Below are 15,737 nucleotides of genomic sequence, written 5' to 3'. Positions count from 1 at the left end.
GGACGCCCGTGCGGACCGAACGGGCGAATGATGGCGGGCAGGCCGAACGACGGGACCTGAAGGTGATCGTCGGCGCGGCGATCATCCGGAACGGGCGAGTGCTTGCCTGTGCGCGTTCCGCCCCGCCCGAGGTGGCGGGCATGTGGGAGTTTCCGGGCGGAAAGGTCGAGCCGGGGGAGACCGAGACCGATGCGCTGATCCGGGAGTGCGCCGAGGAGTTGGCCGTACGCGTCGAGATCGGCGACCGGGTCGGCCGCAACGTACGGATGGCGCACGGACGCTCGGTGCTCAAGGTGTACGCGGCCCGCCTGCTCGGTGACGACCAGCCCCAGGCACTGGAGCACGAGGCGCTCCGCTGGCTCACCGCCGACGAACTGGACTCGGTCACCTGGCTCCCCGCCGACGCCCCCATCGTCGTCGCCCTCCGCCCCCTCCTGACCCCAACCCCCGGGCCACCCCCCGTTGATCATGGGCTTGACGGGTCGTTCGAGGCTTGACGGTCTCGTCAACCTCATGATCAACCCCCCAAAGTGGGACGGGGGCCGTGGCAACAGCCGCGGCCCCCGTCTTGTTCGGGTGTATTTAGTGCTTGTCCTGGTCGGGGTGGGCGAAGTTGAGGTGCTCCGGAGGCAGCGGGAAGGTCACGTCGTCGCCGAACGGCGACGGCGCGGCGGCCCGGTCGAAGGTCAACTCGGTCAGCGGCAGCTTGCCCCGGTCGTCGACCGCCGGAGCGGTCGGGTGGGGCACCTCCCGGTCCCAGTTGACGCCGCGCTGCGCCTGCGCCTCGGCCCCCGTGTCGTGCGAGCCGCCCGCGTGCGAGTGGACCCCGCCCCGGGTCGAGCCCGACGTCGTCGAGCCCTGACGGGCGGTGGTCACGCTGGTCTGGGGCGTCTCGCCCCGACGGAAGATCTTGCTACCAAGCCACACAAGGGGATCGTACCTGCGGTCGACGACCCGTTCCTTCATGGGGATGATCCCGTTGTCGGTGATCTTGATGTGCTCGGGGCAGACCTCGGTGCAGCACTTGGTGATGTTGCAGAAGCCGAGGCCCTGTTCGGCCTGCGCGTACTCCTTGCGGTCGGTCCGGGCGTCCAGCGGGTGCATGTCCAGCTCGGCCGCCCGGATGAAGTACCGCGGGCCGGAGAACGCCTGCTTGTTCTCCTCGTGGTCGCGGATCACGTGGCAGACGGTCTGGCACAGGAAGCACTCGATGCACTTGCGGAACTCCTGCGAGCGCTCGACGTCGACCTGCTGCATCCGGTAGTCACCCGGGGCGACGTCCGCCGGAGGGGCGAACGCCGGGGTCTCCCGTGCCTTCTCGTAGTTGAACGAGACGTCGGTGACCAGGTCCCGGATGATCGGGAAGGTTCGCAGCGGGGTGACCGTGACGGTCTCGTCGTCGCCGAAGGTCGACATCCGGGTCATGCAGCCCAGCCGCGGCTTGCCGTTGATCTCCATGGAGCAGGAGCCGCACTTGCCGGCCTTGCAGTTCCACCGGCACGCCAGGTCGGGCGCGTCGGTGGCCTGCAGGCGGTGGATGACGTCGAGGACGACCTCGCCCTCGTTGACCTCCACCATGTAGTCCTGGAGGTCACCGCCGCTCTCGTCGCCCCGCCAGATCCGGAACTGACGCTTCGCGCTCATCGGTTGTCCGCCTCTCCAGCGTCGGCAACGAGGGCGTCGAAGTCGGCGATCTCCTCGTCGGTGAGGTACTTGGCCAGCTCGGCCCGGTCGAAGAGGCCGATCAACTCCGGCCGCATCTTCGGCAGCGGCTTGCGGGTGAGCTGCACGGCTTCACCGTCCAGCGCGCAGACCAGGTTCACCTGCCGCCACTTCGGCTCCATCGCCGGGTAGTCCTCCCGGGTGTGCCCGCCGCGCGACTCCTGCCGCTCCAGCGCCGCCTTCGCGGTGCACTCCGAGACCACGAGCATGTTGCGCAGGTCCAGGGCCAGGTGCCAGCCCGGGTTGTAGCGTCGGCCGCCGGCCGCGCTCACCTTCGCCACCCGCTCCCGCAGCTCGGCGAGCCGAACCAGGGCGTCGGCCAGCTCACCCTCCCTGCGGATGATCCCCACCAGGTCACCCATGACCACCTGGAGGTCCTGCTGAAGGGTGTACGGGTTCTCGCCGGTGTCGCGTTGCAGCGGAGCGAGGGCGGTCTCCACAGCGGCCTCGACCTCGCTCACCGCCACCTTCGGCCGGGCGGTCAGCCCGTCGGCGTAGCTGGCGGCGTGCCCGCCCGCCCGCTTGCCGAAGACCAGCAGGTCGGACAGGGAGTTGCCACCGAGTCGGTTGGAGCCGTGCATGCCACCGGAGACCTCACCGGCGGCGAACAGACCGCGTACGTGGCCGAAGGCGGCACCCGAATCCGGGTCCACCTCGACGCCGCCCATCACGTAGTGACAGGTCGGCCCGACCTCCATCGGCTCGGCCGTGATGTCGACGTCGGCCAGCTCCTTGAACTGGTGGTACATCGACGGCAGGCGGCGGCGGATCTCGTCGGCCGAGCGTCGGCTCGCGATGTCCAGGAAGACACCGCCGGCGGGGGAGCCCCGGCCGGCCTTCACCTCGCTGTTGATGGCGCGGGCCACCTCGTCGCGGGGCAGCAGCTCCGGTGGGCGCCGGTTGTTGTCCGGGTCGGTGTACCAGCGGTCCGCCTCCTCCTCGGTCTCCGCGTACTGCTTGCGGAAGACGTCGGGGACGTAGTCGAACATGAACCGCTTGCCGTCGGAGTTCTTCAGGACACCGCCGTCACCGCGCACCGACTCGGTGACCAGGATGCCCTTCACCGAGGGCGGCCAGACCATGCCGGTGGGGTGGAACTGGAGGAACTCCATGTTGATCAGGGTCGCCCCGGCGCGCAGCGCCAGCGCGTGCCCGTCCCCGGTGTACTCCCACGAGTTCGAGGTGACCTTGTAGGAGCGGCCGACGCCACCGGTGGCCAGCACGACCGCCGGCGCCTCGAAGAGGATGAACTCGCCCGACTCGCGGTAGTAGCCGAACGCGCCAGCCACCCGGTCGCCGTCGAGCAGCAGCTCGGTGATCGTCGTCTCGGAGAAAACCCTGATCCGGGCGTCGTACGAGCCGAACTCCCGCTGGTCCTCCTGCTGAAGCGAGACGATCTTCTGCTGGAGGGTGCGGATCAGTTCCAGGCCGGTCCGGTCGCCGACGTGCGCCAGGCGCGGGTACTCGTGACCACCGAAGTTGCGCTGCGAGATCTTGCCGTCCTTGGTGCGGTCGAAGAGCGCACCGTACGTCTCCAGCTCCCAGATCCGCTGCGGCGACTCCTTCGCGTGCAGCTCGGCCATCCGGAAGTTGTTGAGGAACTTGCCGCCGCGCATGGTGTCGCGGAAGTGCACCTGCCAGTTGTCCCGGCTGTTCACATTGCCCATCGCGGCGGCCGCGCCGCCCTCGGCCATCACCGTGTGCGCCTTGCCGAACAGCGACTTGGAGATGATCGCGGTCTTCTTGCCGGCCAGCCGGGCCTCGATCGCCGCGCGCAGACCGGCGCCGCCGGCCCCGATGACGACGACGTCGTAGTGGTGTCGCTCGATGCGAGTGGTTGTGGTCATGTCAGGGGCCCTTTAGTTGATGAACCGCAGGTCGGAGAACCAGCCGGCAGCGAGCGCCATGATGTAGAAGTCGGCGAGCGCCAGGGTGCCGAGGGTGATCCAGGCGAGCTGCATGTGCCGGACGTTCAACGCCGAGACGAACGTCCAGGCCTTGTACCGCACCGGGTGCTTGGAGAAGTGCTTGAGCCGGCCACCGATGATGTGCCGGCAGGAGTGGCAGGAGATCGTGTACGCCCACAGCATCACCACGTTGAGCAGCAGGATGATGTTGCCCAGCCCGAAGCCGAAGCCCTTCGGCGAGTGGAAGGCGAGGATCGCGTCCCAGGTGTTGATCAGCGAGATGATCGCGGCGGCGTAGAAGAAGTAGCGGTGCAGGTTCTGCCCGAGCAGCGGGAAACGGGTCTCACCGCCGTACTCCTTGTGACCGTCCGGGACGGCGCAGGCCGGCGGCGACAGCCAGAACGACCGGTAGTACGCCTTGCGGTAGTAGTAGCAGGTGAGCCGGAACAGCAGCAGGAACGGCAGGGTCAGCGCGGCGTCCGGGATGACCCACCAGCCGGGCAGGAAACGGCCGAAGTGCGAGGCTTCCTCGACGCACCTGTCGGTCACGCAGGGGGAGTAGAACGGGGTCAGGTAGTGGAACTGGTCCACCCAGTACCACTTGTGCATGAAGACCCGGACCGTCGCGTACGCGACCCAGGCGCTGAGCCCGATCACGGTGATCAGCGGGGCGAACCACCATCGGTCGGTACGCAACGTCTTCGCCGCGATGGCGGCGCGCGCCCGCGCCCCCCTCGGCCTCGTTGCCGTTGAAGTCATTCGAGTCGTCTCCTCGACGGGCCCGTACGGGCGGGCTGGTCTCTCTCCGGTCGGCACGCGGACCGGCGAACCCGCACCCGCTGCCACGTCATGCGCACACCAACGACCACGCCGGATCGACCGACGCAGCTAAGTGACACACGTTACGCCGATCTCCCCGAGCCGTCCGCGCAAGGGAGTGTCCCGTGTGTCTGGCCTGCGGAAAAGCCCTCGGGCACGCCGGTTTGCCGCGCCTCGTCGCCACCGTCAGCCGGAGGCACCTCCGGTGAAGTGCCAGGACGCCAACCGCAGCGAGGGCGCCGCCCACCAGGCACCGTCCACCCGCTCCGGTTGGCGTACCGCCCGCGCCCCCAGCCCGAGCACCGCCCCCGGCCCGAGCGCCCGCGGGTACGACTCGGTGAACCGCAGGTCACGGACCGCCCGCGCTACTGTGCCGTCCTCGATCAGCCAGACGCCGTTACGGGTCAACCCGGTGACCACGAGGCTCTTCGGGTCGAGCACCCTCGTGTACCAGAGGTCGGTGACCAACAACCCTCGGCGTACGCCGGCCACCAACGCGGCGGTGTCCGCATCGACGACAGCCCCGGCCGCCCCGCCGGTGGTGCTCCGTCCCACCGCACTGGCCGGGCCCGCCACCGCGCCGGTCAGCCGCAGATTGCGCGGCATCGGACCCCAGGTGGCACCCCCCGCCACCGCGTGCCCGGTGGACTGCGCCCCCGCCTCGGCACCGGACCGGCGATCGTGCGCCACCGCCCGGGTGACGCCCGCCTCCACAAGCGTCAGCGCCCGCCGGCCGGTGCCCTCCGCGTCGAACGGCAACCCGGAGCCGCCCAGCGGGTCGTCCACCACTGTCACCGCCCTGTCGAACTGGGCCGCGCCCGGCTCGGCGAACGACTGCCGCTCGGCGTACCGCTTGCCGTTGAAGCCGTAGAACGACAGGTTCTGCAGGAGGTCCGCCACCGCCGCCGGCTCGAACACCACCTCGTAGTGCCCCGGCGGCAACTCGACCGGGTCGGCCGCCGCCTGCGCCTTCGCCGCCGCCTGCGCGCCCAACTCGGCGCCGTCGAGGTCGGCCAACCGGTCGGCGCTGCGCCGGGCCACCCCGTCCGCGCCGTTACGGCGGGCGATGCCGTCCATCGCCGCCTCCACCGAGCGCCCGTACGCCGAGTGCCCGGCCGAGTTCGCGAACGCCGACGAACGGTGCGCGGTACGGCAGTATCCGGCGGTGCTCAGCCCTCCGGCGGCGGCCACGAACGCCTTCACCCGATCGGCCCGCTGATCCGGCTCGGCGTGCGCCGTGGCCTCGTCGACGGGCGGCGCGTCCGGCATGGGCATCGGAGGGGCCAGCCCCGGCCAACCCGAATCGGGCGGGCACAGCCGCGCCGCGGTAAGGGTGCGCTCCACCAGGGCGGTCAACCCGTCGGCGGTGACCACACTGCCGCCGCCGGCAGCCGTTCGACCGTCGACGTGCACCCGCAACCGGACCCCTACCGTCGACTCGGAGACGTTCTGATGGATGCCCGAGTTGGCGAACCGGGTCAACGCCAGGTCCGCCCGCGTCACCACCGCCTCGGCCTGCGCGGCCGGCCCGCCGAGACGCCGAACCAGCTCCACCACCTGCCCCGCCAGCTCCGGCTCACTCCTCGCGCTCACGCTGACACCCCGACTCGGACGTTGCGGAACCGGGCCGGCGCGGCCGGGTGGCCGGTGTGCCCGACCTGGCCGGGCTGGCCCTTACCGCAGTTGGGCGTCCCCCAGGAGACCGTCTCGCCGGAGAGCATGTCCATCGAGCGCCAGAACAGTGGGCCGATCCCGGTGTACGTGGGGTTGCGCAGCATCCGCCCCCGCCGCCCCTTCTTGATCTCCCAGCCGACCTCGCAGCCGAACTGGAAGTTGAGCCGCTTGTCGTCGATCGACCAGGACCGGTTGAGGTCCATCAGCACACCGTCGTCGGTCGCCGCGATGATCTCCTCCAGCGTGTGCGGGCCGGGTTCCAGACCGACGTTCGTCATCCGCACCATCGGCAGCCGGGCCCACCCGTCGGCCCGTACGCTGCCGCCGTAGTCGAGGCTGGCCACCGCTGCGGAGTCCCGGCCGGCCAGCACCCCCACCCACCGGCCGTCCCGGACCGCGTCCCGCTTGACCGCCGGGGAGCCCTCGTCGTCGAAACCGAAGCTGCCCAGCGCACCAGGGATGGTCGGGTCGATGGTGATGTTCATCAGCTCGGACCCGTAGCGCAGTGAGCCGAGCTGGGCCAGGTCCAGCCAGGACGTGCCGGCGAACGCGGCCTCCCAGCCGAGGATCCGGTCCAGTTCGATGGCGTGCCCGACCGACTCGTGGATCTGAAGGGCCAACTGTTCGCCGCCGAGGATCAGATCCGTCTCACCGGCCGGGCACTGCGGAGCGGTGAGCAGCGCCCGGGACTCCTCGGCGATCTGCGCGGCGTGCGCGGCCAGGTCCAGCGACTCGACAAGCTCCCACCCGGTCGTGCCGTACTGGCCGCGGTAGCTCGGCCAGGACCGGCGCTGCGTCTCGCCGTCACCGATCGACGTGGCCGAGATGCCGCCGCCGCACTCGCGGATGCGCTGGTCGATCCGGTGGCCCTCGCTGGAGACGAACCACTTCGCGGTGTCCCAGATCTGGTACAGGCCCTCGGCCAGGTCCGCGCCGTGCTCGGCCATCGTGCGGGTCGCGTCGACAAGCAGGTCGCCCTTGGTCGACAGGGGCACCCCGAGTGGGTCGATCTCACAGGCGGAAGCCCAGGTCGCGGTGACGGCCTCGACCGGCACCAGGTCGACCGCAGGGCCCGGCACCCGGGCGCTCGCCATGGCGGTCCGCGTCGCGCGCCGGCCGGCGTCGCGGGCGGCGGCGTCCGACAGATCGGGTACGGCGTGGAAGCCCCAGCTCGCCCCGACCAACGCTCGGACTCCCAGCCCGATGCTCTCGTCCTGGGTCAGCTCCTCCACGTCACCGTTGCGCGCGGTCATCGACTCGTAGCGGCGGTGCATCACCCGGGCGTCGGCGTACCGGGCACCCGCGTCGAGGGCTGCCTGGACGGCGGCGGCGGCCGCGTCGAACTCGGTCATGAACCGACCCTAGGCCAGCCGACCGACGCCCGTCAGGGGAGCAGTTCCTCAGGTCGAATGGTGGCCTTCACCGGCTCAGTCAGCACCAGCACCTCGCCCGGTCTGGTCACGGACTGCTCGGTGTAGTGACCGCCTCGCCGCCGGTACAGATGCATCGTGCCGCTGTCCTGCTCGACCAGGAGATACCACTCGATGCCGGCAGCGGCGTAGTAGTGCATCTTGAGGACTTTGTCGGTAGACGCGTTGCTCGGCGAGATGATTTCGCATACCAGCCGCACGTCACTCGCCTCGACGTTGAGTTCGTCGAAGTCGATCGGAAGGGTGATGACGAGATCGGGAATCGGAATTCGTCCCGGCCTGAGCCGAACGTTCACCGCTTCCAAGACGTGCAGGCCCGCTTCGCGAACCGGGGCTCGTAGCACCGCACGTAGTTCGCCCGAGATGTTCTGGTGCCGGGGGGTGGGGGCTGGGGTCACGTGAAGGCTCCCGTCGAAGAGTTCGACGCGTTGTTGCGTCTCCCCGAGGGCGAGGTACTCCTCTTCGGTCCACGGGCCTTCGTGGTTGAACACCGCCGCAGTCATCGTCACCTCCACCTCGCGCCAGGGGCATCCTCCGCTGGTTGCGTGTCCAATGATCGCACTTGACGTGCGTCCAGAGCCATGAACGGGCGTGGATGGCGAGGTGACGGGGGTGCGGGGCCGATGCCGACTCGTTACGCTCGGGCCCGCTGACACGTGCCGGCTTTGTAGCTTATTTTCACCCTCGGGACTTTGTTGTAAGTTCTCTTCGTCACTGAGGGAGGTGGCCGTGGACAGCTCGGAACCCCCGCCGTCCGGCGAACCGGACGACCGTGCCGTCGTGCCGGCACAACGCTCCGACCAGGACGCCTACCTGCGCGTACGTGATCTGCGGGTCCGGTTCGACACCGAGGACGGCGTAGTGCGCGCTGTCGACGGGGTGTCGTTCGCCGTCGAGCGGGGCCGCACCCTCGGCATCGTCGGCGAGTCCGGCTCCGGCAAGAGCGTCACCTCGCTGGCCATCCTCGGCCTGCACGATCCGAAACGGGCCACCATCACCGGGGAGATCTCGGTGGGTGGCCGGCAGGTGGTCGGCCTCGCCGACGAGGAGGTACGCCGGCTGCGCGGCCGGGACATGGCAATGATCTTCCAGGATCCGCTGTCGGCGCTACACCCGTACTACACGGTGGGCCGGCAGATCGCCGAGGCGTACCAGGTGCACCACTCGAAGGCCAACCGGCGCGAGGCCCGCCAGCGGGCGGTCGACATGCTCGACCGGGTCGGCATTCCGCAGCCGGCGCGCCGCTTCGACCAGTACCCGCACGAGTTCTCCGGCGGCATGCGCCAGCGGGCGATGATCGCGATGTCCCTGGTCAACGACCCGGCGCTGCTGATCGCCGACGAGCCGACCACCGCGCTGGACGTCACGGTGCAGGCGCAGATCCTGGATCTGCTCGCCGACCTCCAGGCCGAGTTCCACTCCGCGATCGTCCTGATCACCCACGACCTGGGAGTGGTCGGCCAGGTCGCCGACGACGTGCTCGTCATGTACGGCGGCCGTGCGGTCGAGCGGGGCAGCGTCGAGCAGGTGCTCCGGGCGCCGCAGCATCCGTACACCTGGGGGTTGCTCTCCAGCGTGCCGTCGCTGCACGGCGACGCGGACGCGGACCTGCTGCCCATCCCCGGCAACCCGCCCAGCCTGATCAACCTGCCGCCGGGCTGCGCGTTCCACCCGCGTTGCCGGTACGCGGACCGCCCCGGCAGCCGCTCCCGCACCGAGGTCCCCGAGCTACGCCCCGCCGGGGCCGATGGCCACCTGGTCGCCTGCCACCTCGGTGCCGAGGAGCGCGCCACGTTCTACGCCGAGGACGTCGCACGAGTGGGGGTGGCTGTGTGAGGGCGAGGAACGCAGCGCAGCGAAGTACCGCAGTCCCGAACGGAGGACCGTGGAGATGACCGATGAACCACTGCTGCGGGTACGCGGCCTGAGCAAGCACTTCCCGGTACGTCAGGGGCTGCGCGCCACCGGTCTGGTGCGGGCTGTCGACGGGCTCGACTTCGATGTGCGCCCGGGTGAGACGCTCGGCCTGGTGGGGGAGTCGGGCTGCGGCAAGACGACCACCGGTCGGATGCTGGTGCGGCTGCTGGAACCGACGAGCGGCAGCATCGAGTTCGACGGGCGGGACATCACGCACGCCGGTCGTCGGGAGCTGCGCCCGCTGCGCCAGGAACTCCAGATCATCTTCCAGGACCCGTACGCCTCGCTGAACCCCCGGCACACGGTGGGCCGGATCGTGGCGATGCCCCTGCAGGTCAACGGGATCAAGCCGCCGGGCGGGATCAAGGCCCGGGTGCAGGAGTTGCTGGAGCTGGTCGGGCTGAACCCGGAGCACTACAACCGCTACCCGCACGAGTTCTCCGGTGGTCAACGCCAGCGCATCGGCATCGCCCGCGCGTTGGCCCTGCGGCCGAAGCTGATCGTCGCGGACGAGCCGGTGAGCGCGCTGGACGTCTCGATCCAGGCGCAGGTCGTCAACCTGCTACGCGACCTGCAACGTGAGCTTGGCCTGGCCTTCGTGTTCATCGCGCACGACCTGGCAGTGGTCCGGCACTTCTGCCAGCGGGTCGCTGTCATGTACCTGGGTCGCATCGTGGAGATCGGCGACCGGGCGGACATCTACGAGCGCCCGCAGCATCCGTACACCCGGGCGTTGCTCTCGGCGATCCCGGACGTCACCCAGCTCGGCCCGGCGGGCCGCATCCGGCTGACCGGTGACGTGCCCTCCCCGCTGGACCCGCCGTCGGGCTGCCGGTTCCGTACCCGCTGCTGGAAGGCGCAGGACATCTGCGCCACGGAGGAGCCCGCGTTGACACCGCGCGACGGCGGTCGGCAGGCCACCGCGTGCCACTTTCCCGAGGTGGCGGCCCCGATCGTCGAGGAGGTGTCGTCGTGAGCCTGTCCCCGGTGGAGGGTGTGGCGCTGGCCGAGATCGAGTCCGGCACGGACCCGGGCGGGCCCGCCGTGAAGGGCGTCGTCGGTCGCTCGCCCGGCCAGCTCGCCTGGCTGCGGCTGCGCCGTGACCGTACGGCGATGGTCAGCGGCGTACTCCTGGTGTTCTTCCTGCTGTTGGGGTTGGCCGCCCCGCTGATCGAGATGGTCTACGGGATCGGCCCGCGTGAGCAGTTCCAGAATCTGCTGGACGGTTTCGGCATGCCGCTCGGTTACGCCGGCGGGGTCAGCGGCGGGCACTGGTTCGGTCTGGAGCCGGGGCTGGGCCGGGACATCTTCATCCGGCTGATCTACGGGTTGCGGACCTCACTGTTCATCGCGTTCGCGGCGGCCCTGATCACCGCCACGATCGGGATCGTGCTGGGCGCGCTCGCCGGCTATCTCGGCGGCTGGCTCGACGCGGTGATCAACTGGATCACCGACCTGACCCTGGCCATGCCTTTCCTGATCATCGCGCTGGCGCTCACGCCCACCATCACGCTCCGCTTCTACGGGGAGCGGGGGCAGGTGTCGTCCGCGTTCGGGGTGGGGGTGCTGATCGCGGTCTTCGCCATCTTCGGCTGGACCAGCACGGCCCGGCTGGTCCGCGGGCAGGTGATCGCGCTGCGCGAGCGGGAGTTCGTGGAGGCGGCCCGGGCCAGCGGGGCCGGGCTGGGGCACATGCTCTTCCGGCAGTTGCTGCCGAACATCTGGGCGCCGATCCTGGTGTCGTTCTCGCTGGCGGTGCCGCAGTTCATCACCAGCGAGGCGGCGCTGTCTTTCATCGGCGTCGGCCTCAGCGACGAGACGCCGAGCTTCGGCCGGATGATCTACCGGAGTCTGGACTTCCTTCAGACCGACCCGGCGTACGTGTTCTTCCCGGGCATCACGATCTTCGCTCTGGTGTTCGCCTTCAACCTCTTCGGCGACGCGTTGCGGGACGCGCTCGACCCGAAGTCGTCCCGGTAGGGGTCACATTCATGGCGCGTTTTCTGCTCAAGCGACTCTTCTCCGCCACGCTGACGCTCTTCGCGGTGAGCGTGTTGACGTTCCTGATGTTCTTCGCCCTGCCCCGCGACCCGGTCAGCAGCATCTGTTCGAAGAACTGCAACCCGGAGCGGCTGGAGCGGGTCCGCGACGACCTGGGCCTCAACGACCCGCTGATCAGCCAGTACGCCGGTTACATGAAGGGCATCGTCACCGGTCGGGACCTGGGCAGCGCCCAGGGCGGCCGGTGCGACGCACCCTGCCTGGGCTGGTCGTACGTCACCAACGAGGCCGTCTCGGACACCATCGCCCGGGTGCTGCCGGTGACGCTGAGCATCGTGATCCCGGCGGCGATCCTCTGGTTGCTGCTCGGTGTGGGTCTCGGCATGGTGTCCGCGCTGCGTCGGGGCACCTGGTTGGACCGGCTGGCGATCGGCTTCTCGCTGACCGGTGCCTCGTTGCAGTTGTACTTCGTGGGCGCGGTGCTGCTGCTGGTGTTCGTCTACAACCTGCGGCTCTTGCCGGTGCCGAGCTACACGTCCCTCTTCGACAACCCGGCGAGGTGGGCCAGCGGACTCGTGCTGGCCTGGGTGGCGCTGGCCTTCCTCTTCTCGGCGATCTACGCCAGGTTGTCCCGGGCGCAGATGTTGGAGACGCTGTCGGAGGACTTCGTCCGGACCGCGCGGGCCAAGGGCCTGGCCAAACCCACCGTGTACGGGCGACACGCGCTGCGCGCGGCGATCACCCCGGTGGTGACCATCGCCGGGCTGGACGTGGGCGGGGCGCTGGGCGGGACGGTGATCACCGAGACGACGTTCGGCATCCAGGGGTTGGGGCGGACGGCGGTGGACGCGGTGCGCTCGGGCGATCTGCCCACCATCATGGCCACCGTGCTGATCGCCGCGGTCTTCGTGGTGCTGGCGAACGTGCTGGTGGATCTGCTCTACGCGGCGATCGACCCCCGGGTGCGGCTGCGCTGAGCTGTTGCTGGCCGGGGCGCCGCCAGTGGCGGAATTTATCGACAACTGTTACACAACTCGTAGGTTTTCTTCTTTACGATCCTCGGGACGTCGGCGGTTCTCGCCCCGACGAAACGCACGGCACATGGGTGAAGGGGGTACTTCATGAGACCACGCGTGGTGGCTGCCGCAGGCGGCGCGATCGCTCTGGTGGTGGCACTGGGTGCGTGCTCGAAGAACACGGGCGAGGGCACCACTGTGGACACCGACCGGAAGCAGACCGGGGTCATCGCGACCGACCCCAAGGACTCGCAGGGGCCGGCCGCCGAGGTGAGCGGCGCTGCGAAGGGCGGCGTGTTCAGCGTCATCCGGGAGTCGCCGATCTCCCACCTGGACCCGCAGCGGACGTACTCGTTCGCCGGTCTGATGGCCAACCCCCTGTGGTCGCGCTACCTGACCACCTGGAAGGACGACGGCAAGGGCGGCCTGGTCCTGGTTGGCGACCTGGCCGAGACACCGGGCAAGAACGTCAACAACGACTGCAAGGTCTGGGAATTCACGATCAAGGACGGGGTGAAGTTCGAGGACGGCCGGCCGATCACCTCCAAGGAGATCGCGTACGGCATCGCCCGGTCCTTCGACCCGGACCTCTCCGGCGGCCCTACCTACATCCAGGAGTGGCTGGCCGACACCGCCCAGTTCGACACCAAGTGGGACTTCAAGAAGAACAAGACGTCGCTGCCGCCCGGCCTGAGCACGCCGGACGCGAAGACGCTGCGCTTCGAGTTCGCCAAGCCCCGCTGTGACCTGCCGTTCGCGGCGTCGCTGCCGACCACCGCGCCGCTGCCAGCCGACAAGGACACCGGTGTCGACCTGGACAAGCAGCCGTTCTCGTCCGGCCCGTACAAGGTCGCCAAGAACCAGGTCGGCGTGCAGATCACACTGGACCGCAACCCCAACTGGGACCCGGCCACCGACGCCGTCCGGCACCAGTACCCGGACCAGTTCGTCTGGAGCTTCGGCCCGACCGCGGACGCCGCCAACAACCGGGTGATCGCCGACAACGGCGCCGACCAGAGCGCGCTCGCCTTCAACACGGTGCCCGCCTCACTTGTCGCGAAGGTGGCCGGCGACGCCACGCTCAAGTCGCGCACCATCCTCTCGCCGACGCCGAGCGCCAACCAGCTCGTGATCAACAACCAGCGGGTCACCGACCTCAAGGTCCGCCAGGCGTTGAACTACGCCATCGACCGGGACGGCATGATCAAGGCGCTCGGCGGTCAGACCGTGGCCGCGCCGCTGACCACGCTGATGCCGCCGGCCACCATCGGCTACAAGGCGTACGAGGCGTACCCGGCCGGCCCCAACGGCGATGTCGCCAAGGCCAAGGAGCTGCTCGGCGGGCAGACGCCGGAGCTGGTCCTCGGTGTCGCCGACAACTCGACCGAGCAGCAGCAGGGCGCCCAGCTCAAGGCCAACCTGGAGCGGGCCGGCTTCAAGATCACGCTGCGGAACATCTCGGACGACGCGAAGCTCGACGAGATCAAGAAGAAGAACAACCCCTGGGACCTGTACATCGGCAACTGGGCGGCGGACTGGCCGAGCGGGGCGTCGATCCTGCCGGTGCTCTACGACGGTCGCTCGATCAAGGCCGAGGGCAACAGCAACCAGGCCTACTTCAACGACCCGGCGATCAACGCCGAGATGGACCGCATCCAGGCCATGCCCGCAGCCGACCAGGGCGCGGAGTGGGCCAAGCTCGACGAGCGGATCATGAAGGAGTACGCGCCGGTGGTGCCGCTCTACGTCGACGTGGCCTACAACGTGCACGGGTCCAAGGCGGGCGGGATCTTCATCTCCAGCGTCTTCGGCTACCCGTCGTTCGTGAACGCGCACGTCAAGCCGTAAGTCACACCGCAGACCAGCAGGGTCCCCTTCCGACAACGTCGTCGGGAGGGGGCCCTTCTGTGGTTCGCCCCTTGATCGACTCCGTTTCCTAAAAACCGGGGTGTCCAGGGCACCTCGACACCCCGCTTCCCTGAAACCCGAGATCGTCGGCTCGCCGGCCGGCCGGCTTCGCGAGTGGCAGTCGCAGGCCCATCCGGGGCGGGTCACCGAACTCGTGCTCCGTGGCGTGTGACTGGTTCGCCGGTCGGACGAGGCATGGGCCGAACCCGGCACCCGCAGCCTGCTCATCGAAGCCACCACCCAGTTCCTCGCGCCAAGGCGCCTCAGAGGTGACGGCCGCCACCGATGGTCAGCAACGACTGTCGGTCACCTCCGTCGGGGCGGACGCGCGCAGCGCAGCGGCCAGCCACTCGTACGGGAACTGCTCCGGCGGCGCGTCGTTCACCATGGCGACCAGCTCCAGGTACCTGTCGTACGGCCCCTCCTGCTCGGGCGGCGTCCGGTCCCACTGCGCGCCCTTCAGCATCTGGTCGGCGGCCTGGATCCGGAACTCGGGCGTGTCCGGGATTCCAGGGCTGTCCGGCGTCGCGAAGATGCCCGTCAGCCACTCCATCCACCGGTCGGCGATCTCCCGCCCCCTGGGTGAGTCGGGCGGCACCTGCTCCCGCGCCGCGTCCATCACCGGCTGGCCGATCGCCGCACCCTCCTCCAGGGCGTCCAACATCGGCGACGAGGTCATCAGCGGCCCCGCCCCGGTCGTGCAGACCTCGTGCAACTCACTGCGTACGGCCTGCCGGACCTCGGCGTCCCGGACCAGCTCGGCCAGCTCGATCCACGCCTCCAGTTGGGCTGCGGTGGGATGGTCGGGCAGCTCCGGTCGGGCCGCCCGCCACCACTCGACCATCCGCTCCGGCGGATCCCATCCGGCGGAAACCTCGGCCCAGAACTCGTCGATCAGCCGGTCGCGTTCCTCATCGGACATGCCGACCAGCCTGTGCATCAGCGTGACCTGCTCGGCAGTGGAGCCCTGCCGCAGGATTGCCGACAACACCGCCCGTCGGCTGCGCAACCGTGCCTCCTGCCGTTCCAGCAGGGCCAGGTGGGTGGCGGCCAGCTCGGCCAGCGTCGCCTCACCGGCCAGCACCCGCCGGATCTCGTCCAGGCCGGCGTCGAGTTCGCGCAGCGTCCGGACCAGTTCCAGCCGGGCGATCGCCGACACGTCGTACAGGCGGTGGCCGGCCGGGGTGCTGGCGGCCGGCGTGACGACACCGGCGTCCCCGTAGTACCGGACGGCGCTGACGCTCAGGCCGGTCCGCCGGGCGACATCTCCGATGGCGTACAACTCGTTTCTGTCCACGGGGCCCACTATGCGATCTCAAGCGGCTTGAGATGCAAGCTCCCAC

At 69.6% G+C, this 15,737-nt stretch carries 13 protein-coding genes; 6 read left to right on the top strand and 7 right to left on the bottom strand.

Translation table 11 applies throughout. The features are described 5' to 3' along the window. Positions 1-8 precede the first annotated feature (8 nt). Positions 9-497 carry a (deoxy)nucleoside triphosphate pyrophosphohydrolase gene (locus tag ABZ406_RS06340; RefSeq protein WP_357756251.1) on the top strand — a complete coding sequence of 163 codons (489 nt, stop codon included), beginning with the start codon at positions 9-11 and terminating at the stop codon, positions 495-497. Positions 498-582: 85 nt separating this feature from the next. Here the strand turns inward: ABZ406_RS06340 and ABZ406_RS06335 are convergent, their stop codons facing one another. The 6 genes from ABZ406_RS06335 to ABZ406_RS06310 form a co-directional block, all read right to left on the bottom strand. Beyond that, entirely contained in the window at positions 583-1,644 is a 1,062-nt protein-coding gene (locus ABZ406_RS06335) for a succinate dehydrogenase/fumarate reductase iron-sulfur subunit (RefSeq protein ID WP_357756250.1), read from the bottom strand. Further along, positions 1,641-3,569, bottom strand: a complete 1,929-nt coding sequence (locus ABZ406_RS06330) for a fumarate reductase/succinate dehydrogenase flavoprotein subunit (RefSeq protein ID WP_357756249.1) — start codon at positions 3,567-3,569, stop codon at positions 1,641-1,643. The genes ABZ406_RS06335 and ABZ406_RS06330 overlap by 4 nt, the downstream gene beginning before the upstream one ends. 12 nt (positions 3,570-3,581) lie before the next feature. Further along, on the bottom strand, positions 3,582-4,388 hold the full coding sequence (locus ABZ406_RS06325) for a hypothetical protein (RefSeq protein ID WP_357756248.1): 807 nt from the start codon (positions 4,386-4,388) through the stop codon (positions 3,582-3,584). 246 nt (positions 4,389-4,634) lie between these two features. Then, a complete protein-coding gene (locus ABZ406_RS06320; RefSeq protein WP_357756341.1) occupies positions 4,635-6,017 on the bottom strand; it encodes a metallopeptidase TldD-related protein in 1,383 nt (460 codons plus the stop codon). A 20-nt stretch (positions 6,018-6,037) separates the two neighbouring features. Beyond that, entirely contained in the window at positions 6,038-7,474 is a 1,437-nt protein-coding gene (locus tag ABZ406_RS06315; RefSeq protein WP_357756247.1) for a TldD/PmbA family protein, read from the bottom strand. 32 nt (positions 7,475-7,506) lie between these two features. Next, the gene (locus ABZ406_RS06310; protein ID WP_357756246.1) at positions 7,507-8,055 is read right to left on the bottom strand and encodes a Uma2 family endonuclease; all 549 of its coding nucleotides are present in this window, start codon (positions 8,053-8,055) and stop codon (positions 7,507-7,509) included. Between the two features lie 277 nt (positions 8,056-8,332). On the opposite strand from ABZ406_RS06310, the gene ABZ406_RS06305 reads away from it, so the two are divergent. From ABZ406_RS06305 to ABZ406_RS06285, 5 genes are all read left to right on the top strand, one after another. Continuing rightward, entirely contained in the window at positions 8,333-9,388 is a 1,056-nt protein-coding gene (locus ABZ406_RS06305) for an ABC transporter ATP-binding protein (RefSeq protein ID WP_357756340.1), read from the top strand. A gap of 55 nt (positions 9,389-9,443) precedes the next feature. Beyond that, positions 9,444-10,445: a dipeptide ABC transporter ATP-binding protein gene (locus ABZ406_RS06300; protein WP_357756245.1), complete on the top strand. Its 1,002-nt coding sequence runs from the start codon at positions 9,444-9,446 to the stop codon at positions 10,443-10,445. Further along, positions 10,442-11,449 carry an ABC transporter permease gene (locus ABZ406_RS06295; protein WP_357756244.1) on the top strand — a complete coding sequence of 336 codons (1,008 nt, stop codon included), beginning with the start codon at positions 10,442-10,444 and terminating at the stop codon, positions 11,447-11,449. Before ABZ406_RS06300 ends, ABZ406_RS06295 begins: the two co-directional genes overlap by 4 nt. Before the next feature lie 11 nt (positions 11,450-11,460). Next, entirely contained in the window at positions 11,461-12,447 is a 987-nt protein-coding gene (locus tag ABZ406_RS06290; protein WP_357756243.1) for an ABC transporter permease, read from the top strand. Positions 12,448-12,591: 144 nt separating this feature from the next. Beyond that, on the top strand, positions 12,592-14,334 hold the full coding sequence (locus tag ABZ406_RS06285) for an ABC transporter substrate-binding protein (RefSeq protein WP_357756242.1): 1,743 nt from the start codon (positions 12,592-12,594) through the stop codon (positions 14,332-14,334). Between the two features lie 349 nt (positions 14,335-14,683). On the opposite strand, the gene ABZ406_RS06280 is transcribed toward ABZ406_RS06285, so the two are convergent. Next, positions 14,684-15,691 carry a MerR family transcriptional regulator gene (locus ABZ406_RS06280; RefSeq protein WP_357756241.1) on the bottom strand — a complete coding sequence of 336 codons (1,008 nt, stop codon included), beginning with the start codon at positions 15,689-15,691 and terminating at the stop codon, positions 14,684-14,686. Between the last annotated feature and the right edge of the window lie 46 nt (positions 15,692-15,737).

The organism is Micromonospora sp. NPDC005710 (assembly GCF_040630995.1).
Taxonomy (GTDB): Bacteria; Actinomycetota; Actinomycetes; order Mycobacteriales; family Micromonosporaceae; genus Micromonospora.
Note: the sequence above shows the minus strand (reverse complement) of the source record. Positions and strands in the feature narration are given on the sequence as shown.

What these genes read in the sequence shown, in the direction of transcription:
- ABZ406_RS06335 (WP_357756250.1), bottom strand. Translation starts at nt 1,644, where the DNA reads ATGAGCGCGAAGCGTCAGTTCCGGATCTGGCGGGGCGACGAGAGCGGC.
- ABZ406_RS06330 (WP_357756249.1), bottom strand. Translation starts at nt 3,569, where the DNA reads ATGACCACAACCACTCGCATCGAGCGACACCACTACGACGTCGTCGTC.
- ABZ406_RS06325 (WP_357756248.1), bottom strand. Translation starts at nt 4,388, where the DNA reads ATGACTTCAACGGCAACGAGGCCGAGGGGGGCGCGGGCGCGCGCCGCC.
- ABZ406_RS06315 (WP_357756247.1), bottom strand. Translation starts at nt 7,474, where the DNA reads ATGACCGAGTTCGACGCGGCCGCCGCCGCCGTCCAGGCAGCCCTCGAC.
- ABZ406_RS06310 (WP_357756246.1), bottom strand. Translation starts at nt 8,055, where the DNA reads ATGACTGCGGCGGTGTTCAACCACGAAGGCCCGTGGACCGAAGAGGAG.
- ABZ406_RS06300 (WP_357756245.1), top strand. Translation starts at nt 9,444, where the DNA reads ATGACCGATGAACCACTGCTGCGGGTACGCGGCCTGAGCAAGCACTTC.
- ABZ406_RS06290 (WP_357756243.1), top strand. Translation starts at nt 11,461, where the DNA reads ATGGCGCGTTTTCTGCTCAAGCGACTCTTCTCCGCCACGCTGACGCTC.
- ABZ406_RS06285 (WP_357756242.1), top strand. Translation starts at nt 12,592, where the DNA reads ATGAGACCACGCGTGGTGGCTGCCGCAGGCGGCGCGATCGCTCTGGTG.